Below are 18,513 nucleotides of genomic sequence, written 5' to 3'. Positions count from 1 at the left end.
CTCGCAGGTTGCACGGGGAGCGGGGCGCTGCCCGCTCATGACAGGTGGGCGATTCTACCGGGCAGTCGGGGGCGCCTGCCAGTTGCGGCGCCGGTTGGTGGGGGCGCACCCCGGCGCCGCAACCAAACCACGTGGAAAGTCACCGAGCGCAGGCACTTTCCATTCAAAAGGCTGAGCGCACGACGCCGCCATCTACCCGCAAGGCAGCGCCATTGGTGGCCGACGAGGCTTCGGAGCAGACGTAGACCACCAGGTTGGCCACTTCCTCCGGGCGGGCGAAGCGCTTGAGCAGCGAGGTGGGGCGGGCGCTGGTGAAGAACTCCTTCTCGAAGGATTCGAAGCTCTGGCCGCCGGAGAGCTTGTCGACGAACTCGCCCACGCCTTCGGAGTGGGTCGGGCCCGGCAGCACGGCGTTGACCGTGACCCCGGTGCCGGCGCAGGTTTCCGCCAGCCCGCGGGAGAGGCCCAGTTGCGCGGTCTTGGTGACGCCGTAGTGGATCATCTCCGTCGGGATCTGCACGCCGCTCTCGCTGCTGATGAACACCACGCGGCCCCAGTTGCGCGCCTTCATGCCGGCCAGGTAGGCGCGGGTCAGGCGCACGCCGGACATGACGTTGGTGTCGAAGAAGCGCTGCCAGTCCTCGTCGGGGATCTCGTCGAAGGGCTTGGGATCGAAGATGCCCAGGTTGTTCACCAGCACGTCCACTTCCGGGTGGTGCTGCACCAGCCGGGCGATCTCCTCGGGCCGGGTCAGGTCACCGGCGAAGCCTTCGACCTTGGCATCGGGCTGCTGGGCGCGCAGGCGGGCGAGGGCCTCGTCCACCGAACCCTGGCTGCGGCCGTTGAGGATCACCCGTGCACCCTCGCGGGCCAGGCCGGCGGCGATGGCGAAGCCGATGCCCTTGGTGGAGCCCGAGACCAGGGCGCGTTTGTGGGTCAGGTTGAAGTTCATGTTGCCTCCGTGGGTTGAGGGAGCGGTACTTGGGTATAGACGCTTTCCTCGCTCCGCGCCGTAGCCCGGGCTTCAGCCCGGGAATACCAGGATTTGCGCCGGGCACGGCTGCCGGTCAGATCCGCCCCGCCAGTTGGCGCGCATCCTCCAGCCAGCCGGCCAGGCGTGCCTCGCTGGCGCCGCGTATCGGCCCCAGCGGCAGCGTGCGCACCGGGTTGATGCCGCAGAATTTCAGGGTGGTGCGCTCCATCTGGTTCAGCCCGGGAGCGCGGTAGACCCAGCGGAAGTACCAGGGCGGCGTGTCGAGGGGGACCAGTTGGTGCGCCGAGCGGCCCTTGAGCAGCTGTGCCGGGAAGGGGTTGCCCTTGCGGTAGGCGAAGGCGAAGCCCGGCAGCAGGATGCGGTCGAGAAAGCCCTTGAACAGCGCTGGCACACCGCCCCACCAGATGGGGTAGACGAAGCACAGGTGCTCGGCCCAGGTGATCAGCTCCTGGGCGCGGAGCAGGTCCGGCTCCAGTGGCTGGATGCGCCGGTAACCCTCGTGGAGGATGGGGTCGAAATCCAGCTGGTGCAGGCACAGCGTGCGCACCTCGTGACCTGCCGCCTGAGCCGCCTGTGCATAACCCTGCGCCAGTGCTGCGCAGTAGCTCTCGCCCGAGGGATGCCCGAGTACCACCAGGACGCGTTTCGTTGCCATGTGCCACCTGCCCATTGAAGGAAAGGCGGCAGTCTGGCGTCTGCCCCTAGGGGCAGAGTCAAGCCTCGTGCAGCAGGGCGCCGCGCTGGGCGGGTTCGGTGGCGCAAAGGGCTTGGCCGGCCTGGGGCTGGCCGCCGATGCAGGCGTGGATTTCTGCGCCGATACGGCCCAGCTGCGCGTCCAGGCGCTGCAGCCGGCGGATTTCCGCACGCAGGGCGGCGCGTTTGTCCTGCAGGCGCTGGTACAGCTCGGGCCAGTCGGGCTCTTCGCCACCGGCCAGCAGCGGATGCAGTTCGGCCAGGCGGAAACCCACCGATTGCGCCTGGCGGATCAGCAGCACCTGCTGCAGGTGGCGCTCGCCATAAACGCGGTAGACGCCCTGGCGCGGCACCGGGCCGAGCAGGCCCTGCTCTTCATACAGGCGGATGGCCTTGGCGCTGGCGCCGGTGCGGCTGGCGAGTTCGCCGATGTGCATGGTGAGCGTCCCTGTGGGAGAGAGAGGGATGACGGTAATGGCTGGCCGCGAGTCGTTCAATGGCGGTTTGATGCGGGGATGAAAACGGTGGGCTGAAGCCCACCCTACGCCCACCCGCCCAGCCTTTGCCTGCGACCTTGCGGCGCGTGGGGCGGGGCTCGGCAGTGGCGGGGGCGGTCGCTACAATGCCGCCTTTTTCGAGGAGTTCGAGCCTTGAACACCCCATCCTTTGGCGTCGGTGATGCCTCCTACCAGGCCGCTGGCGGGATCGACGGCCTGCGTCGCCTGGTCGACGACTTCTATCGCCTGATGGACGAACTGCCGGAAGCCCGCGACCTGCGCGGTATGCACCCGGAGAGCCTGGAGCTGTCGCGGGACAAGCTCGCCAGCTTCCTCAGTGGTTGGCTCGGCGGCCCGCGTCTGTTCAGCGAGAAATACGGCTCCATCGCCATTCCCGCCTTCCACGCCCAATGGCCGATCGACGAAGCCCGCAGCGCCGCCTGGCTGCTGTGCATGGAGCGGGCGATCGCGCTGCAGGGCTACTCCAGCGAATTCGCCGACTACCTCCTGGCCCAGTTGCGCATCCCCGCCGAGCGGGTGGTGCAGGCCAGCCGCAACCGCCACGGCTGACGCTTGCCCGTCATCCTCCGCCATCCATACTTGCCGGGCCGGCTCCGGCCAACTCCCTATCGAGGTCCCCATGAAACCCGTACGCATCGTCGCCCAATGGGCTGAAGACGAAAGACAGACCCTGGTGATCGTCGCCCTGCAGGCCGACGACATGAGCATCGAGAAAACCGTGGAAGCCTTCGGCTACGTGAAGGACTACGACGACGAAGACCGGATGTACGTGCGCTACCCCTTCGTGCTGGAGGAATACTCCGACACCGAGGCGCTGATGGACTGGGGCGCCCTGGACGACACCCGCACCCTGATCGACCTCTACGGCCGCCGCATCGTGCCCGGCGAAGCGCTGATCCGCAACGAACGCGGCGAGCGCTACGACTACCAGGTGGTTTCGGTGGAGCCGTTCGTGCCGGCGTGATTCACAGGCACATGTGCATGGTGTCGCAGCTGTAGGGGAGCAGTGCCAGAAAGTAGGCAAAGGTGAATGCCATCAGGCTGGGCAGCAGGTGTAGCAGCGCCTTGAGCGGCTTCACCCGCAGAAAAAGGGCCCCGACCGTGAACACCAGCGCCAGGACGGCGCAGGAGATTTTGTAGGGGTGGTCCCATTGGGCGGGCATCTCATCCATCAGGCGACCGCTGATAACCATCAGTATGAGAGCCGTTATGTAGGCGACGCCGATGCTGAAGAGGGACAGCCAGACTGCCTTCTGCTGCGGTTCTCGGCGTGACTGCCACACCATGAAAATCAGTGCCAGGAAAATGATGACGCACATCACGGCAGCCGTTACCTGCAGGTCCATCGATAATGGGTAGCGCATTTCACATCCTTGTGATTCAGAGGCAGACGGGCGTGGTAGAGCAGCCGTAGATGAACAGCGCCGGCACGTAAGCGATGGCGAAGGACAACAGGCTCGGCAACAGGTGCAGCAGGGCCTTGAGTGGGCTGATTTGCCAGCGCAGCGTACCGGCCGCGAATACGGTGGTGAGCGTGGCGCAGGCGAATGCGAAGGGATGGTCCAGTCGCGGGTCCATGTCCTCCAGCAGCAGGCCGCTGACCACCAGTAGCGCGATGGCCACCAGATAGGCGGTACCGACGCTGAACAGGGACAGCCATAGGGCCTTGTATTGCGGGTTTCTGCGGGCGATGCCTATCACGCCGGCCATGCCCAGCAGGATCAGGGCACAGGCGCAGGCGGCAAAGCTCAGTACGTAGGGCGTCAGCGGGTAGCGCACTTCACATCCTTGTCGGGTCGGGGCGTCCGTCGCCCTGTTTGCGCAAAAAGCGGCGGGCAATCTTGGCAGGGCCGATCAGCGCTCGCAATGCGCCTCAAGCATCCCGCAACAGGTCGTGGGCGTTGAGCAGGGCGTAGAGGATTTCCGGGTGTTTCTCCAGACCACGGCGGATGGCGCTGGGGATGGACTGGCGGGTCTTGCGGCAGAGGCCGGCCTGCTCGGCGATGTCGATCTCGATGCCGCGCCCGCTGCGCACCTCGTTGAAGCCGGGTGCGATGGCCAGGCGGATGCCGAGTTGCTCGAACATCTTCTGCTGCATGCGCCCGAGGTCGTCGAGGCTGCTGATGTTCTCCAACCGCTCGAGCAGGCGCAGCTCTTCCTGGCGCGTCAGGCGCAGGATGCGCAGGTCGGCGCCGGGCGCGTCCAGCAGCTGGTCGCGCTCGCAGATGCAGGTGCCGGGCGGGCAGGGGTTGCGCAGGGGGAGGGTGGCCGTCATGCATCGATCATAGCGGCAGCCCGGCGCGCTTGCGTAGGGCCGACCAGTGCCTGATGGCCCCGTGCTGCACATTTTCCCGCTTCGGCTGTCCAAATCCCATGATCGGGCCCGCCGGGCCTTGCGCCCGTGCCTGTGGATCAAGCAGGCTGGGCCGCGCCAGGGGTGATATCGCATTGCGCTGGACGGATTGGAATCGCGCATCATGAGCGCTATCAGCTAAGGGAGGTTTCCATGGGGGGTATGCATCGCGTGTCGCGGCTTGCGGCGTTGACGCTGGGAATGGCACTGGCGGCTGGCGCCATGGCCAGCGAGGAATCGCAGCTGGTCGAATCGATCAACCTGTACCGCAGCTCGGTGCAGAGCTGCGCCGGCGAGGCGTCCCTGGAGCTGCCGCCGCTGGCCGCGGACCCGCGCCTGGTGCTCTCGGCCAGCAGCATCGGCGACCTGCAGCAGGCGCTGGCGCAGTCGTCCTACCCCATGGTCAATGTGCAGGCCATCAGCCTGTCCGGCCCCCGTGATGCCAAGTCCGCCATGGGCGCGCTGCAGGAAAGCTTCTGCCATGTGCTGCTGGACCCACAGTTCGTCGATGTCGGCGTGAGCCGCGAGGACCGCGACTGGCGCATCGTCCTCGCCCGGCCGCTGCTGGCCGCCGCCCTAGGCAAATGGGAGAAGGAAGGGCAGACGCTGCTGGAGCAGATCAACGCCGTGCGCGCCCAGCCCCGCCAATGCGGCGGGCAAGCCTTCGCCGCCACCACGCCGCTGGCCTGGAACGCCACCCTGGGCACTGCCGCCGAAGGCCATGCACGCTCCATGGCCAACCAGAACTACTTCGACCACAAGGGCCGTGACGGCCGCACCCCGGGCGACCGCGCCGAGCTGGCGGGCTATGTCGGCCAGCAGATCGGCGAGAACATTGCCGCCGGCCAGGACAGCGCGCGCAAGGTGCTCGACGGATGGCTCGCCAGCCCCGGCCATTGCGCCAACCTGATGAACCCGCAGTACCGCGAGTTGGGCGCCGGCTACGCGGTGGACCCGAAGAGCGATGCCGGCATCTATTGGACGGCGATGTTCGGGACGCAGTGATGAGGTCGACCCGGGGGCCTGCCTGAGGGCCGCCATCGGTTCCCCGGGCTGAAGCCCGGGCTACAGGCGATCAGGTGCGGCCCGGGCCGTCGCGCTCCTCGAGAAACTCGGTGGCGTCGCTGCCGTCGGCGTTGAGCTGGAAGATGCGCGCCGGGCGGCCCTGCGCATCGAAGAACACCTGGCCGAGGCCGGCCGAATTCCACAGGCGTTCGCCCGCCTTGCTGTGGGCCGGGGTGCGCGGCACCACCTGCATGCGCCGACGCTTGGTGAACCAGTTGAGCGGCGAGTGGGGCGAATAGAGCCAGCGGTTGAGGCGGTCGAAGACGTCCAGCAGGCGCCGGGGGAATTCGTTCTTCACGCCGCTGCTGGTGATCTGCCAGATGCGCGGGCCCTGCTTGCGATGGCGGATCAGCACCTCGTAGACGAAGGAGTAGTGCACGTCCCCCGAGAGGATCACGTAGCTGCCCGGCGTGCGCGAGTGGCGGAAGATGTTGAGGATCACCTGGGCCGCGCCCCGATGGGCCATCCAGTTCTCCGCGTCCACCAGCAACGGGTGGCCGAACCAGCTGAAGACCTTCTGCACCGTTTCGATCAGCTTCACGCCGAACACCGGCGCGGGCGAGACGATGATGGCCGACGGATGGTCGAGCAACTCCTGCTGCAACTCGCTCAGCGCTTCCCAGTCCAGCAGGCCTGAGGGCCGCTTGAGGTTCATTTCACTGCGCCAGCGGCGCGTGCGGGTGTCCAGCACCACCAGCGCCGGCGTGGTGGGCAGCGTGTATTGCCAGTGGTTGAAGGCCAGCAGTTCGTCGATCAGGTCGTCCAGCGCCGGGCTGGCGAGGTGGCCGTCCGTTTGCGCGCCGGTCGTGAGCGCCTGGATCTTCGGCAGCACCTCGGCGAAGGCGTCCGGGTCGTTGCCCCAGCCCTGGCAGAGCAGGTAGGCGAGCAGGGCGTTGCCGATGATGCGCTTGGAGAAGGGATGGCCGTAGGCGGTCTGCTCCCACTGGGCGGAGAGGTTCCAGTCGTCGGTGATGTCGTGGTCATCGAAAATCATCAGCGTCGGCAGGTGGGCCAATACCCGCGCCGCGCCCGGCAGGCCCTCGCGGAAGGCTTCCAGGCGCTGGCGCTCCAGCTGGTAGCGCTCGACCTTGTCCGCCGGCAGCGACGGCATCTCCGTTTCCAGCAGCGTCCAGGGCACCGGTGACCACACCAGCAGGTACATGGCCAGCACCTCGGCCAGGGTCACCAGGTGGTTGTCGGCGTTGCTGCTGGTGAAGATGGGTTTCTTCGAACCCCCGAAGAAGCGCTCGCGCAGGGTCTCGTTGCTCTCCAGCGCCGGCAGCAGGTCGGCGCGCCGGTAGTAGCTGGCCGGGTGGCGGTAGAGGGCCTGGCTGTCATCGACCACGGCGCCGTCCAGGCGCTCGTCGAACAGCCCGAGACGGGCGATCAACTGGTGGATGGCGCGCAGCATCGGCCCGGCCACATCGTCGGCGTAGACCTGGTCGCCACTGAGCATCAGCAGCGCCGGGCGCTGTTCCGGCGCGGGTTGCGCGGCCAGCAGGCGGTCCGCGCAGAGCAGGCCCTCCGCCGCCGGGTGATGGGGCTTGCGGCAGGAGCCATGGAGCAACTGGTCGATGCGCGAGCGCAGCACGAAGCCCGGCTGCTGCGCCTCGCCATAGAGCAGGTGCGGCGCCCACTGGGCGATGCCCTGGTCGTCGAAACGCAGGTCGTAGTCGATCTGCCGGTCGCAGGGCAGGGGCGCATCCAGGCGCAGGTCGATCAGGTGCAGGAAGGCATGCCGCCCCAGCTGCACCACCTGGCAGGCCTCGCCATCGAGGCGGTGATCGCGGGTTTCACCCTCGATGCTCAGCCGCAGACTCAGCGCCAGCTCGCGGCTGGCCACCAGCCACAGCACCACGCGCTGCGCCTCCAGCCGCCGCAGCATCGGGCCGGCGAGAACGGGTGGAAGGTGATCGGGCGTGGCGAGCTGGGGTGCGAGCATCGGGGCGAAGGGTAGCGGACGGACAAGCGCGGAAGAATAACGCGACTGGCTAGGGCGGCTGAACAGCAAGGGCGACTGTTCTGTTAGCGGGCGTGACAGGGTTCAGTTCTGCCGGTTATGCCCATCGCGAATGAATTCGCCCCTACAGAGGCCCGTATCAGCGCTCACGCACGATGGCTTTGATTTCCTTTGATGGGACCTGCACCTGGCGCTGCTTGCCGTCCTGTTCGATGAGGAAGCTGTAGGTCTCGCCCAAGCCCCAGATCACATGCACGTCCTTCAGGCTGCAACTCGTTCCCAACCCCAGCCAGGCGGGCATCTCGCCTTTGCAGTAATCCGGTTTGAACAGCACGGTCTGGGCCTGGAAGTTGCCCAGGCCGAGTTGCTGCATGACACGGTCGGGGAGGCCAGAGAGGACGCCGCTGAGAGAGGAAATAAGCAGAGCGAAGAATAAGGCGAATGGGGCTGCGTATTTGGTCCCGCCAATGCTCATTGCGGACGTGACAGCCGCTACGAAACAGCACGCCAGAGGGATTAAACAGATAGCCAGAAGCTTGAGAGCATCCCCGTCGAGTTTGTTTATTAAACCCATGCTGTCGACCATCAATGACATCGCCAGTCCATTGACTGCCATTACGGGGACCCAAGCGTGGAAAGCAAAGCGGAAGAACGCAAACTTCGGCAGCTTGAATTTTAGTTGGATGGTGATCCCGCACAGCAGCGTGATCAGCAAGCTTCCGCCCGTGAAACTGACCAGATACATGCTCGTAAAGTTCGCCAGAACAAACGAGAGCAGAAGCGAAGTCAGGCAAAAAGGCGCTAGGAAGATCAGCCCTAGCATCCAGAAGATACTTGAGTCGGGCGTATCTTTCGGAAGCCACTCAAGAAGTCCCTTGCGTATGCCAGATACGTTCATGAAGCCATGAAATATCCAAAGACCGGGTAGCAACAGTGCTAGAAAGACAAGACCGATGACCGCAAAGCCAACGCCGCTGGCACTGAGCAGCAGGGATGAAAACTGCAACAGGTCGAAGCTGGGATAGAAGTGGTTGGCATGGAAGTAGAGCAGGAAGAGCGAGAAGCCGATCACCGGCGGCGCGAACTTGGCGAGTTGGGGCGCGATGGGCTTGAGAATCACATAAGCCCTTTCTATAAGCGTCTCCAGGTGATCATCCGATGCAGGGCGATCGCTCCACTTTTCCATGAATCTTCCTTGAGCTGGGGAATGGGGTGCCCGGCATGGTACGGAGCTGTTCCGGCACTGTCATCCCAGTCCGTAGGGCGGGTGAAACCCGCGAGGTCATGCGCCGCAGATGTCGGGTTGCACCCGACCTACATGCCCCACGGGAGCCACCCCTTGTTCAAACCGCCTTGACGATCTGCTCGCGCAGCCACTGGTGTGCGGGGTCGCGGTGGGAGCGTTCGTGCCAGAGCATGGCCATCTCGTAGCCGGGGACTTCCAGCGGGGCGTCGACCACCTGCAGGGTGCCGCTGTTGCCCACCAGGCGTTCGGGGAGCATGGCCACCAGGTCGGTGCTTTCCAATACCGAGCGCAGGAACAGGAAGTGCGGCACCGAGAGCACCACGCGGCGTTCCAGGCCGTGCTCGGCGAGCGCTGCGTCGGTGACGCCGGAGAAGCCGCCGCCATCGGGGGAGACGATCACCTGGTCGAGGGTGCAGAACTGCTTCAGCGTCGGGCGTCGCTTCAGGCGCGGGTGGCCGGCGCGGCCGGCGAGCACGTAGCGCTCGGCAAACAGGGTGCGGCGGCGCAGGTTGAGGGGTGAGCCTTCGGCGGTGTGGAAGGCCAGGTCGATATCGCCCAGCTCCGCCTGCTTGGCGATGCGCGAGGGCACCATCTCGACCACGGCGATGCGGGTGCCCGGTGCGGCGGCGCGCAAGCCGGCAAGGGCGGGCAGGAGGATGGCCGATTCGCCGTAGTCGGTGGCGGCGACGCGCCAGGTGTCCCGCGCCTGGGCCGGGTCGAAGGGGCTGGCCGGGGCCACGGCGCGCTCCAGGGCTTCCAGGGCCTGGCGCAGGGGCTCGCGCAGCTCCTCGGCGCGGGCGGTGGGGCGCATGCCGCGCGGGCCGGGTAGCAGCAGCGGGTCGTCGAAGATCTCCCGTAGCTTGGCCAGGTGCACGCTCACCGAGGGCTGGGAAAAGTTCAGGCGCTCGGCGGCGCGGGTGACGTTGTGCTCGGCGAGCAGCACGTCGAGGGTCACCAGCAGGTTGAGGTCCAGACGCCTGAGATTATTCATTCACATACCTGGAATATGGGTTATTCATTTCCAATATACCTGGCGGGCCACCATCCTGCGCTCATCCCGTTATGGAGGTTTGCCATGAATGTCCTGATCGTTTTCGCCCACCCCGAACCCCGCTCGCTGAACGGCGCGCTGAAGGATTTCACCGTGCAGCGCCTCGAGGCTGCCGGCCATGCGGTGCAGGTGTCCGACCTGTACGCCATGGGCTGGAAGGCGCCCATCGATGCCGGCGACAGCCTGGACCGCGACCCCGAGGCGCGCTTCGATGCCTCGCAGGATTCCAGGCGCGCCTTCGCCAGTGGCCGGCAGAGCGCGGACATCGCCGCCGAGCAGGACAAGCTGCGCTGGGCGGATGCGCTGATCCTGCAGTTCCCGCTCTGGTGGTTCTCGATGCCGGCGATCCTCAAGGGCTGGGTCGACCGCGTGTATGCCTACGGCTTCGCCTATGGCGTGGGCGAGCATTCGGATGTGTGCTGGGGCAACCGCTACGGCGAAGGTTCGATGGCGGGCAAGCGGGCGATGCTGCTGGTGACCACCGGCGGCTGGGACTCCCACTACAGCGAGCGCGGCATCAACGGCCCGATGGACGACCTGCTGTTCCCCATCCAGCACGGCATCCTGCATTACCCCGGCTTCGATGTGCTGCCGCCCTTCGTGGTGCACCGCACCAGCCGGGTCGACGCGGGCCGCTTCGCCAGCATCCAGCAGGAACTGGGGCAGCGCCTGGACAGGCTGTGGAGCACCGAGCCCATCGCTTATCGTCAGCAGAATGCAGGGGATTACGAGATTCCCGCGTTGACCCTCAAGCCCGAGGTGGCGCCGGGGGAGGTGGGGTTCGCGGCGCATGTGAAGCGGTAGGCCAGGTGGGGCGAGGTTGGATCGGCAGCAACGGTGGACGCCATGCCGGCCCTTCGCGAATGAATTCGCTCCCACAGAAATACGGAGGGCAGAAACGACGACGGGAGCGCTGGGCTCCCGTCGTTTGGATCAATGGGCCTGGTTCAGAGTCAGGCGCATGTGGCGGTTCACATCCTTGTACAGCAGGTAGCGGAAGCGACCCGGGCCACCGGAGTAGCAGGCCTGCGGGCAGAAGGCGCGCAGCCACATGAAGTCACCGGCTTCCACCTCGACCCAGTCCTGGTTCAGGCGGTAAACGGCCTTGCCTTCCAGCACGTACAGGCCGTGCTCCATCACGTGGGTTTCGGCGAAGGGGATCACGCCGCCCGGCTCGAAGTTGACGATGTTCACGTGCATGTCATGGCGCATGTCGGCCATGTCGACGAAGCGGGTGGTGCTCCAACGGCCTTCGGTGTCCGGCATCACGCGCGGCTCGATGTCCTGCTCGTTGGTGACGAAGGCGTCCGGCAGCGGTACGCCGTCGACCTTCTGGTAGTGCTTGCGGATCCAGTGGAAGCGGGTGTGCTGGCCGCTGGTGTTGCGCACCTTGTAGTCGGCGCCCGGCGGAATGAAGGCATAGCCGCCCGGTTGCATGCTGTGCACCTGGCCTTGCAGGGTCAGGGTCAGCTCGCCTTCGACGATGAACAGCACCGCTTCGGCGTTGGGGTCCTGCTCGGGCTTGTCGCTGCCGCCCTGGGGGGCCAGCTCGACGATGTACTGGGAGAAGGTCTCGGCGAAGCCGGACAGCGGGCGGGCGATGACCCACATGCGCATGTTGTCCCAGAAGGGCAGGTGGCTGGTGACGATGTCACGCATCACGCCCTTGGGGATCACGGCATAGGCTTCGGTGAACATGGCGCGGTCGGTGAGCAGCTCGGTCTGTGCCGGGTGCCCGCCGTGCGGCGCGTAATAGGTGGATTTGGCCATGGGGTATTTCCTCATTGTTGTCTTGCTGCCCGGCGCGTGCGGCGCCGTGGTGAGCAATGGTGCGGAGCGGCGCGCCCGTTGGAGCGCTGGCCGTCGCTGGAGAGCACGATATCCAGCGGTATGACCATGCACAAATTAAATGTTGGAATCCGCTGTATTCGGTTTTCGAATGTGGGCGGATGTCCGTCAGCCTTTCGTATCCTGCGCCAGAACCCGTGAAAGTACTTGGGCCAGTTCCTTCACCATCGGGTCCGCCGCCGGGCGGTGCAGCAGCGCCACTTCGAAGGCATCCACCGAGGGTAGCCCAGCTTTCTTCGCCAGCACGGCGTGGTCCGCCGTCACCGCCCGCTGCGGCAGCAGGCCAATGCCCATGCCATCGGCGATGGCCGACTGGATGCCCGATAGACTCGAACTGGTGAAGCTGATGTGCCAGCGCCGGCCCACCGCCTCCAGTGCCGCGATCATCTCGTCGCGGTACACCCCGCGCGGCGGGAAGGTGACGATGGGCAGCGGGTCGAGGTCGATGCAGGGGTTCTTCGCGCTGTCTACCCAGCGCGTCTTCTCCGGCCAGCAGGCCAGCGCCTCGCGGGCGTTCTGTCGCTGCTTGAGCAGCACCAGGTCCAGCTCGCCGCGGTCGTAGCTGGCGGAGAGGTCGCGGCTCAGCCCGCTGGTGACCTCCAGCTTCACCTGGGGGTAATGGCGGTTGAACGCCGCCAGCTGCTCGGTGGTGCGCCCGGTGGCGAAGTCGTCCGGCACACCGATGCGCACCGTCAGCGCCACCGTCGCCCCGGATAGCGCCTCCTGCAGCTCGTCGTTCAGCGCCAGCATGCGCCGCGCATAGCCGAGCAGCGTCTCGCCGGCGTCGGTGGGCAGCACGTCGCGGTTGCCACGTTCCAGCAGGCGGTGCCCGGCCATCTCTTCCAGGCGGCGGATCTTCTGGCTGACGGTGGACTGGGTGGAGTTCAGCCGGCTGGCCGCCGTGGTGAAGCTGCCGCAATCGGCCACCGCAACCATGGCGCGGAGCAGGTCGAGCTCGAACACGCGGCTATTCGATCGGTCACTGTGGTCCATGGGGGTATTCATCTTTCGAATGGGGATGAGGGCTTTTAGCAGCAAGGGGAGGAGGGGGCAATATCGTTCGGATTGACGCCACCCCTCGGCGCTATCTAGGCTCGCGCACTCTCTGGAATTCAAGGATGGTTCCCATGCGTAAAGCGGTGCTTGCCCTCATTGCCCTGTGCTGCCTGTCGGCCTGCCAGAGTCCCGCTCCAGGCACGCCCCCACTTTTTGAAACCGAGGAGCAGCGCTACGTCTGGCAGATGCAGGAAAGCCTGCGCAAGCTCGGGTTGGCTGCTGCAGACGGGATGCCGGTGGGGAGTGTCCAGTTGGTGCTGCTTGTTGAATCGCGTGGTGGACTCGTCAGTTGCCAAGCCAGGCCACTTTCGAAGCCGAGAGCGGAATCGCCTCCTTTCAACCCCAGGCTGGCAAAGCAGCTGTCTGCGATGTGCTGGGATGTGATCTTGCCTCCGACTCCCCTCTCGATACGTCCTGACGATGGGCCGGCCACCATCCATGCCCCCATGTTCTTCCGGACCGTTTCACTCGATCAGCTCAAAGCACAAATGCGCTACACCGAGCGTTTCGCGCAGGACAACTACCTGTGGCACGCGGTGTTCAAGGAGGAGGCGATCGACTCCGTCGGGCGAGCGTTCTTTCTCATCACCCCGGATGTGGAAGGCCAGCGGCAGACGTGCCGAGTCACGCTGGGGCCCCACCCAAACCAACCCTACGCATTCCATCCCGATGAAGCGCTCCGCCAGCGCCTAGAACAACGCTGCGCAGCGCTCAAGCCTCACGACATGCCCTTCTATCCGTCGCCGGAGGCGGGACCCAACTACACCGTCGAGGTCCGCTACATGCCGTGGAAGAAGAACATGACCAAGCGCTGGGGTGCTTGAAAGTATCGGACCTGACCCATGCCCGAGCCCCGCATCCTCTCGATCCTCCTGCACGTCGGCGACTGGCGTGCAGCCACCGAGTGGTATCAGCGCGCCTTTCCCGAGGCGAAGCGTGTGCTGTCACCGACGGATGACTACGGACACCTGGAGATGGGCGGCGTGGTGCTGGAGATCGTCAACGCCGACGACAAGGTCGCCAGCGGCGCGGCGGGCACCGTCGTCTATTGGGCGGTGGATGATCTGGATGCCGAAGTGCTGCGCCTCTTGCAGCTCGGCGCCTCGTTGTATCGAGGGCCGCTGGCGCTGGAGGACGGCGACCGCATCTGCCAGGTGCGCGACCCCTGGGGCAATTGCATCGGGTTGCGGCAGCGGGGCTGTATTCGCGGCTCTCACTAAGCCGCGCCGTTACGTCACGTGCGGGGGCCCAGGTCGGTAATCGGCTTGAGGCCGGGAATGTCCCTGTCGTCATCCTCCACCCCCATCGCGAAGCCCCATTGGCCGGCTTGCCGCAACGTCAGCCCGTATGGGGTCGTCTGATTTGCCGAGAAGGCGCCAGGAGGCGTCAGCAGCCTGCTCGCGGAGCGACCTATCCATTTGCCTCGGATTCGTTCATCGGCGAAGCAGATGTCCGGTACGTCCTCACTCTCCTTCAGGTTTCGTTCGAGGTGGCCGTGCGAGCGGTTGATTCTTGGCACAACCCGCAGCATCAGCACGTAGGCGTAACCCAGCTGGCCAGCGAGGTTCCTGCTCAGCGCATGGTCGTAGTCGACCTTCCAGGAGCAGGGAGCGAAAACCAGGCCGGCTGTGCGGCGGTATCCCCTGTAGTCCGGCCTCACGTACAGCAGTGACAGGACCCCTTTCTTCACCACGAAGGCATTCTCGGTATGGATACGGCCTATCTGGTAGGCGGTACCACCCAGTTTCTTCGCGATGAGTTCAATGGACTTGCCCGCGACGGGGATGGCCTGGATTTGCAGGCCCTGCACGCGTTGACCCACGTATCGCCAGGTACCTCTTCCGATGATCTTCTCCAGGTTCAGCACTCGTTGTTCACTTTGACTGTGGGTATTGGACTTTTCGAGGCGGTCGCCCGGGTCGTGAGCTGCTCATTTTACAGAGGGTTGAATCTGCTAGATGACCTTCACCGCCCGGCCAATGAATTGAACGGGCCCCATCGGCCGGCCCGTGGTGGAGCCACCCGGGTTTTCCAGGGTCAGCTCGAACAACTGGCTTGGCTCCAGCGGCGGCAGCTGATCGAGGGGGACGCTGAGTTGCGCGCCAGGCTTGACCAAGCCAAGGGATACCGGCGCTTGCCAGCCCTCCGCCTTGGTCCAGAACTGCAGCACTTTGTCGCCCGGAACCTCGCCATGCCCGAGGGGGATCAGCTGGACCCTGCGGCTGTCGCTGGCCTGCACCACCCAGCCGGGGGTCTGGTCGGTGGGGGCCACCAACACCACCATGTAGGTGATGCGCGGTGCGCTGGTGGTCAGCAGCATCGTCGCCAGCACCAGGCTTGCGGCCAGCCCGGCGCCCGCCAGGCCCCGCCATACGCCCAAGCGCCGGTGCCAGGGTACGGCCACCTGCCGCGGTGCCTTGGCGTCGCCATCGAGTTGCGCGTCCAGGGTGCGGGATACCCGGCTCCACAGGCGTGGGCTGGGGGTTTTCGGCTCGACGATCGCGGTCAGCTCCAGCAGACGGTTTTCCCAGGCCGTCACGGCCGAACGCAGATCGGCGTCGTGCTTGAGGCGCTCATGCACGGCATGCCATTGGCTGGCCGGCAGGCTGCCCAGTACGTATTCCCCGGCGAGGGTGTCCAGGTCTTCGGGGCCGGTGCCGTTGTGCTCGGTGTTCATCCCATGCACTCCCGCAGCGACGCCAGGCTGCGCTTGATCCACGCCTTGACCGTGCCCAAGGGCGCGCCGAGCAGGGTGGCGATTTCGGCATGCGTGCAGCCGTCGACATAGGCATGCAGGATGCAGCGCCGCCGCGCCGGCTCCAGCTGCTCCAGGCATTGATGAATTCTGGCTGAACCGTGCGCCGCCAGGCTATCGTCCACCTCCGCCACCTGCGCGTGCAGCACCGCCGCACCTGCATCATCCAGGGGCGCCTCCCGGGCACCATCGCGGATATGGTTCAGCGCCAGGTTCCGCGTGATGCTGTAGATCCAGCCGCGCGCGGAGCCACGCGCCGGGTCGAAGCTGGCAGCGCGCGTCCAGATACGGATGAAGGCATCGTGCACGATGTCTTCGGCCAGGGCGTCGTCCCGCACGATGCGGCGAGCCACGCCGAGCAGACGCGCACCTTCCTGATCGTAGAGCGCCCGCAAGGCCGGCCGCTCACCTCGGGCGCAGGCGTCGAGGTGGCTTTGGTAATCGAAGGCACTGACAGGCTGATCCACTTTCTGCGCTCGGAGGTGCCCCGGCCCGTCTGGCCGGGGTGTGTCGTTGAGCGTAGCCGACGGCTCGCCTCGCGCCTGCCCGGGCGAGCTCAGTTGGCCCCCCAGAATAGGTAGTCGGCCTGGTACTTGACGACCTGCCGCTGCCCCTTGTTCTCGGCGGCGCAGGTATCGCTGGGCGCGACGCCACCCCGGGTCGCCAGGCGCTGCACGAAGCTGACGCCGCTCATGGCGCCCTTGCCCTCGGCGGGGTTGGCCTTGACCAACTGGTACGGGATATCGCCCGTGCCGGCCGGCGCGACGGCCACCTGCGTGCCGGTGATCTTCGACCCGTCACGGGCCTGCCAGGTGGCAGGCGGCCCGAAGTAGTCCCCTACCGGCTTCCCGGCCCGGTCATTGAGCACGGCCTTGGGGCCGACGAAGAACCACTCGGTCTGGCCTGGCGCACCTGCCTTGTCGCGGCATTCGTAGGTGATTTCGCCCACGCCGACGGTTTCGAGCACGACCTTGTGGCCATCGGGCACCTTCACGGCGTCGGGCACGGCCGCCTGGGCATTGAGGCTTTGCAGGGCGAGGCACAGGACGAGGCCGCTGAGCAGGCCACTGGCAGGTTTTACGTTCATGGGGCGATCTCCTGATAGGTAATCGAAGAGGCAGATTCGGGCTGCCCATCTGTACTACCCGCCAGGCATCGTTATGGATGCAGGACTCGACAATTTTTTTCGAACGGAGGGGGGCGTTCACCCCAGTGCCCCACGGCAGCCATGGGCAGCGCTGCCGTGGGGCGCGGGTTCAGGCGTCGTCGGCGCCGCGATAGCGGGGGTAGGGCAGGCTGTTCCAGGTGCGGTTGGCCAGGCGATTGGCATCCATGGCCGCCGGGATATCGTCGAGCAGCGCACGGGCGGCGCTCAGTTCCTGCTGCACTTCCGCCTGGCCCTGGTACATGAACTCATCGGACGCGAGCTCCGGCGCCTGGCTGAATTTCTCGTCCAGGTCATCGAGCAGGCGCCGCTGCTGCCGGTGCAGGGCGTCGCGCGCGTCCTCCACCCAGGCCGGCTGCAGGCTGCGGTTGTGGTCCAGCAGGGCGGTGTATTCGCGGTAGACGCCGTCGTAGACATCGCCTGTGTGGGCGCGCGCCTCGTGGCAAGCCAGTTCCAGGTCGCGCACCGTGAGGGCGTCCGCTTCCAGGGGCTGCTGGCGCGGTGCGCCGCCCAGACGGGTGAAGCGGGTGTAGAAGGGGAACAGGCTCTGGATCACCTTGGCCACCGGCAGGGTGCCTTCGCCGTCGTCCCCCAGGCCCTTGGGCTGGATGCCCTGCATGGCCGCCAGGGCCGACTCCGGGCGCACCACCTCCTTGGGTGGCACCAGGCCGTGGCGCAGCATCTCGCGGATGCCGGTGCCGGAAATGTTCAGCCGGTAGCGTTCGTCGTGGGGGCAGGTTTCGGTCGTGGCGTGGCTGGCGCAGCGCACGCAGTAGAACACCTCGTGGAACAGGCGCACCTCGATGCCCAGCTCGTCCGGGGTGAACTGGTCGAAGATGCTGTGGCTGGCGTACTTGTCGTAATAGCTGCCGATCCCCGCGTGGTCGCGGCCGATCAGGGCGTGGGTGCAGCCGTAGTTCTTCATGATCAGGGCGTGCAGCACCGTCTCCCGGGGGCCGGCGAAGATGTAGGTGACCCGCAGCGGCGAGAGCATGGCGCGGTCCTTCGGGTAGTAGGTTTCCAGCACGTTGCGGTAGGCCTGCATGCGGTACTCGTGGCGCACGTATTCACGCTTGGCCATTTCCACCAGCGGTTGCAGCAGCAGGCCGTCGATGCCTTCCAGGGCGTTGCGGTGGATGTATTCGTGGCCGCGGTGCAGCGGGTTGGCGCCGGTGATGAAGCCGGCCACGGAGCGGAAGCCGCGTTCCTCGTAGAAGCGCTTCCAGGTGTCCCGGGGCTCCAGGCGCAATGATTCGAAGGGGCCCCAGTCGACCCGTTGCAGCAGCTGCAGCGGGCCGCCCAGGGCCACGTCGCCCATGCGCCGGTGGATGGCGTCCACGCCGGGGTGGTTGCGGTCGGTGGTGCCGAACAGCTGGCGGGCGCGTTCTTCCTTGTCGTAATCGAAGATGTCGTCGATGGCGAGGATGGCCACCGGCTCGTTGCGCTCGTCGATCAGGGCCACTTCATCGCCCACCGCCAGGGCGGCGATCACCTCGCGGTTGCGCTCGCCCACCGGTGCGAAGCTCAGCGGCACCGGCCACACCACGCCGTTGGCCAGCCGGCCGCTGCCCAGTACCGACAGGTAGTCGGCCTGGTTCATGAAGCCCTTGTTGGGCGAGAGCACGCCGGTGGTGATCATCTCGATGGTGATCACCGCCTCCAGGTCGATGCGGATCGACGGCAATGCGCGGGAGCGCGCTATTTCTGCCCGTACCCGGTCGGCGGGCACCACCTGGTTGACCAGGGTTCCACCGTGGGGTTGCTGGGGGTAGCGATCGAAGGCGAGTTCCATGTTTCCTCCTGCTCGGC

General features: G+C 66.1%; 22 protein-coding genes. 6 read left to right on the top strand and 16 right to left on the bottom strand.

Annotated features, from left to right (window positions below; all coding sequences use genetic code 11):
* Positions 1 to 163: 163 nt before the first annotated feature.
* The 3 genes from ACXI0U_RS16010 to ACXI0U_RS16000 all read right to left on the bottom strand — a co-directional run bounded on the left by ACXI0U_RS16010 (position 164) and on the right by ACXI0U_RS16000 (position 2,124).
* Positions 164 to 952: an SDR family NAD(P)-dependent oxidoreductase gene (locus tag ACXI0U_RS16010; RefSeq protein WP_374981790.1), complete on the bottom strand. Its 789-nt coding sequence runs from the start codon at positions 950 to 952 to the stop codon at positions 164 to 166.
* 115 nt (positions 953 to 1,067) lie between these two features.
* Positions 1,068 to 1,649, bottom strand: a complete 582-nt coding sequence (locus tag ACXI0U_RS16005) for an NAD(P)H-dependent oxidoreductase (protein ID WP_043245116.1) — start codon at positions 1,647 to 1,649, stop codon at positions 1,068 to 1,070.
* Between the two features lie 58 nt (positions 1,650 to 1,707).
* Complete coding sequence (locus tag ACXI0U_RS16000) at positions 1,708 to 2,124, bottom strand: MerR family transcriptional regulator (protein WP_043245119.1); 417 nt, start codon at positions 2,122 to 2,124, stop codon at positions 1,708 to 1,710.
* Positions 2,125 to 2,337: 213 nt separating this feature from the next.
* Here ACXI0U_RS16000 and ACXI0U_RS15995 point away from each other — a divergent pair, with 213 nt between their 5' ends.
* The gene (locus ACXI0U_RS15995) at positions 2,338 to 2,754 is read left to right on the top strand and encodes a group II truncated hemoglobin (protein ID WP_043245121.1); all 417 of its coding nucleotides are present in this window, start codon (positions 2,338 to 2,340) and stop codon (positions 2,752 to 2,754) included.
* 70 nt (positions 2,755 to 2,824) lie between these two features.
* Positions 2,825 to 3,169 (top strand): hypothetical protein, encoded by a 345-nt coding sequence (locus tag ACXI0U_RS15990; RefSeq protein ID WP_021222075.1) that lies wholly within the window; start codon positions 2,825 to 2,827, stop codon positions 3,167 to 3,169.
* Between the two features lies 1 nt (position 3,170).
* On the opposite strand, the gene ACXI0U_RS15985 is transcribed toward ACXI0U_RS15990, so the two are convergent.
* From ACXI0U_RS15985 to ACXI0U_RS15975, 3 genes are all read right to left on the bottom strand, one after another.
* Positions 3,171 to 3,569, bottom strand: coding sequence for a hypothetical protein (locus tag ACXI0U_RS15985; protein WP_043245125.1), 399 nt, complete (start codon positions 3,567 to 3,569; stop codon positions 3,171 to 3,173).
* 16 nt (positions 3,570 to 3,585) lie between these two features.
* Positions 3,586 to 3,984, bottom strand: coding sequence for a hypothetical protein (locus ACXI0U_RS15980; RefSeq protein ID WP_043245128.1), 399 nt, complete (start codon positions 3,982 to 3,984; stop codon positions 3,586 to 3,588).
* Between the two features lie 94 nt (positions 3,985 to 4,078).
* Positions 4,079 to 4,480: a hypothetical protein gene (locus ACXI0U_RS15975; RefSeq protein WP_021222074.1), complete on the bottom strand. Its 402-nt coding sequence runs from the start codon at positions 4,478 to 4,480 to the stop codon at positions 4,079 to 4,081.
* A gap of 240 nt (positions 4,481 to 4,720) precedes the next feature.
* Between ACXI0U_RS15975 and ACXI0U_RS15970 the strand changes: the two genes are divergently transcribed.
* Positions 4,721 to 5,563 (top strand): CAP domain-containing protein, encoded by an 843-nt coding sequence (locus ACXI0U_RS15970; protein WP_148304329.1) that lies wholly within the window; start codon positions 4,721 to 4,723, stop codon positions 5,561 to 5,563.
* A gap of 70 nt (positions 5,564 to 5,633) precedes the next feature.
* On the opposite strand, the gene ACXI0U_RS15965 is transcribed toward ACXI0U_RS15970, so the two are convergent.
* The 3 genes from ACXI0U_RS15965 to ACXI0U_RS15955 form a co-directional block, all read right to left on the bottom strand.
* Positions 5,634 to 7,565, bottom strand: coding sequence for an alkaline phosphatase D family protein (locus tag ACXI0U_RS15965; protein WP_479550558.1), 1,932 nt, complete (start codon positions 7,563 to 7,565; stop codon positions 5,634 to 5,636).
* 157 nt (positions 7,566 to 7,722) lie between these two features.
* On the bottom strand, positions 7,723 to 8,769 hold the full coding sequence (locus ACXI0U_RS15960) for a hypothetical protein (protein WP_374981786.1): 1,047 nt from the start codon (positions 8,767 to 8,769) through the stop codon (positions 7,723 to 7,725).
* Between the two features lie 157 nt (positions 8,770 to 8,926).
* A complete protein-coding gene (locus tag ACXI0U_RS15955) occupies positions 8,927 to 9,820 on the bottom strand; it encodes a LysR family transcriptional regulator (protein WP_236204450.1) in 894 nt (297 codons plus the stop codon).
* A gap of 84 nt (positions 9,821 to 9,904) precedes the next feature.
* Here ACXI0U_RS15955 and ACXI0U_RS15950 point away from each other — a divergent pair, with 84 nt between their 5' ends.
* A complete protein-coding gene (locus ACXI0U_RS15950; RefSeq protein WP_479550557.1) occupies positions 9,905 to 10,684 on the top strand; it encodes an NAD(P)H-dependent oxidoreductase in 780 nt (259 codons plus the stop codon).
* A gap of 129 nt (positions 10,685 to 10,813) precedes the next feature.
* On the opposite strand, the gene ACXI0U_RS15945 is transcribed toward ACXI0U_RS15950, so the two are convergent.
* Complete coding sequence (locus ACXI0U_RS15945; protein ID WP_021222068.1) at positions 10,814 to 11,650, bottom strand: bifunctional allantoicase/(S)-ureidoglycine aminohydrolase; 837 nt, start codon at positions 11,648 to 11,650, stop codon at positions 10,814 to 10,816.
* 186 nt (positions 11,651 to 11,836) lie between these two features.
* Positions 11,837 to 12,721, bottom strand: coding sequence for a LysR substrate-binding domain-containing protein (locus ACXI0U_RS15940; protein ID WP_043245140.1), 885 nt, complete (start codon positions 12,719 to 12,721; stop codon positions 11,837 to 11,839).
* 134 nt (positions 12,722 to 12,855) lie between these two features.
* Between ACXI0U_RS15940 and ACXI0U_RS15935 the strand changes: the two genes are divergently transcribed.
* Both ACXI0U_RS15935 and ACXI0U_RS15930 read left to right on the top strand, forming a co-directional pair.
* Positions 12,856 to 13,608: a hypothetical protein gene (locus tag ACXI0U_RS15935; RefSeq protein WP_479550556.1), complete on the top strand. Its 753-nt coding sequence runs from the start codon at positions 12,856 to 12,858 to the stop codon at positions 13,606 to 13,608.
* 18 nt (positions 13,609 to 13,626) lie between these two features.
* The gene (locus ACXI0U_RS15930) at positions 13,627 to 14,004 is read left to right on the top strand and encodes a VOC family protein (RefSeq protein WP_479550555.1); all 378 of its coding nucleotides are present in this window, start codon (positions 13,627 to 13,629) and stop codon (positions 14,002 to 14,004) included.
* Between the two features lie 14 nt (positions 14,005 to 14,018).
* Here the strand turns inward: ACXI0U_RS15930 and ACXI0U_RS15925 are convergent, their stop codons facing one another.
* From ACXI0U_RS15925 to ACXI0U_RS15905, 5 genes are all read right to left on the bottom strand, one after another.
* Positions 14,019 to 14,651 (bottom strand): hypothetical protein, encoded by a 633-nt coding sequence (locus ACXI0U_RS15925; RefSeq protein WP_479550554.1) that lies wholly within the window; start codon positions 14,649 to 14,651, stop codon positions 14,019 to 14,021.
* Between the two features lie 87 nt (positions 14,652 to 14,738).
* The gene (locus ACXI0U_RS15920; protein ID WP_479550553.1) at positions 14,739 to 15,461 is read right to left on the bottom strand and encodes an anti-sigma factor; all 723 of its coding nucleotides are present in this window, start codon (positions 15,459 to 15,461) and stop codon (positions 14,739 to 14,741) included.
* Positions 15,458 to 16,006, bottom strand: a complete 549-nt coding sequence (locus ACXI0U_RS15915; protein WP_479550552.1) for a sigma-70 family RNA polymerase sigma factor — start codon at positions 16,004 to 16,006, stop codon at positions 15,458 to 15,460. Before ACXI0U_RS15915 ends, ACXI0U_RS15920 begins: the two co-directional genes overlap by 4 nt.
* A gap of 89 nt (positions 16,007 to 16,095) precedes the next feature.
* Complete coding sequence (locus ACXI0U_RS15910; protein WP_236233053.1) at positions 16,096 to 16,626, bottom strand: DUF3455 domain-containing protein; 531 nt, start codon at positions 16,624 to 16,626, stop codon at positions 16,096 to 16,098.
* Positions 16,627 to 16,795: 169 nt separating this feature from the next.
* Positions 16,796 to 18,496, bottom strand: a complete 1,701-nt coding sequence (locus ACXI0U_RS15905) for a sulfate adenylyltransferase (protein WP_479550551.1) — start codon at positions 18,494 to 18,496, stop codon at positions 16,796 to 16,798.
* Between the last annotated feature and the right edge of the window lie 17 nt (positions 18,497 to 18,513).

It is taken from the genome of Pseudomonas sp. C9D1, assembly GCF_056491235.1.
Note: the sequence above shows the minus strand (reverse complement) of the source record. Positions and strands in the feature narration are given on the sequence as shown.

Bases quoted from the DNA above. Each gene is read 5' to 3' on its own strand.
- ACXI0U_RS16010 (WP_374981790.1), bottom strand. From the start codon at position 952: ATGAACTTCAACCTGACCCACAAACGCGCCCTGGTCTCGGGCTCCACC.
- ACXI0U_RS16005 (WP_043245116.1), bottom strand. From the start codon at position 1,649: ATGGCAACGAAACGCGTCCTGGTGGTACTCGGGCATCCCTCGGGCGAG.
- ACXI0U_RS16000 (WP_043245119.1), bottom strand. From the start codon at position 2,124: ATGCACATCGGCGAACTCGCCAGCCGCACCGGCGCCAGCGCCAAGGCC.
- ACXI0U_RS15990 (WP_021222075.1), top strand. From the start codon at position 2,825: ATGAAACCCGTACGCATCGTCGCCCAATGGGCTGAAGACGAAAGACAG.
- ACXI0U_RS15985 (WP_043245125.1), bottom strand. From the start codon at position 3,569: ATGCGCTACCCATTATCGATGGACCTGCAGGTAACGGCTGCCGTGATG.
- ACXI0U_RS15975 (WP_021222074.1), bottom strand. From the start codon at position 4,480: ATGACGGCCACCCTCCCCCTGCGCAACCCCTGCCCGCCCGGCACCTGC.
- ACXI0U_RS15970 (WP_148304329.1), top strand. From the start codon at position 4,721: ATGCATCGCGTGTCGCGGCTTGCGGCGTTGACGCTGGGAATGGCACTG.
- ACXI0U_RS15965 (WP_479550558.1), bottom strand. From the start codon at position 7,565: ATGCTCGCACCCCAGCTCGCCACGCCCGATCACCTTCCACCCGTTCTC.
- ACXI0U_RS15960 (WP_374981786.1), bottom strand. From the start codon at position 8,769: ATGGAAAAGTGGAGCGATCGCCCTGCATCGGATGATCACCTGGAGACG.
- ACXI0U_RS15955 (WP_236204450.1), bottom strand. From the start codon at position 9,820: ATGAATAATCTCAGGCGTCTGGACCTCAACCTGCTGGTGACCCTCGAC.
- ACXI0U_RS15950 (WP_479550557.1), top strand. From the start codon at position 9,905: ATGAATGTCCTGATCGTTTTCGCCCACCCCGAACCCCGCTCGCTGAAC.
- ACXI0U_RS15945 (WP_021222068.1), bottom strand. From the start codon at position 11,650: ATGGCCAAATCCACCTATTACGCGCCGCACGGCGGGCACCCGGCACAG.
- ACXI0U_RS15940 (WP_043245140.1), bottom strand. From the start codon at position 12,721: ATGGACCACAGTGACCGATCGAATAGCCGCGTGTTCGAGCTCGACCTG.
- ACXI0U_RS15935 (WP_479550556.1), top strand. From the start codon at position 12,856: ATGCGTAAAGCGGTGCTTGCCCTCATTGCCCTGTGCTGCCTGTCGGCC.
- ACXI0U_RS15930 (WP_479550555.1), top strand. From the start codon at position 13,627: ATGCCCGAGCCCCGCATCCTCTCGATCCTCCTGCACGTCGGCGACTGG.
- ACXI0U_RS15920 (WP_479550553.1), bottom strand. From the start codon at position 15,461: ATGAACACCGAGCACAACGGCACCGGCCCCGAAGACCTGGACACCCTC.
- ACXI0U_RS15910 (WP_236233053.1), bottom strand. From the start codon at position 16,626: ATGAACGTAAAACCTGCCAGTGGCCTGCTCAGCGGCCTCGTCCTGTGC.
- ACXI0U_RS15905 (WP_479550551.1), bottom strand. From the start codon at position 18,496: ATGGAACTCGCCTTCGATCGCTACCCCCAGCAACCCCACGGTGGAACC.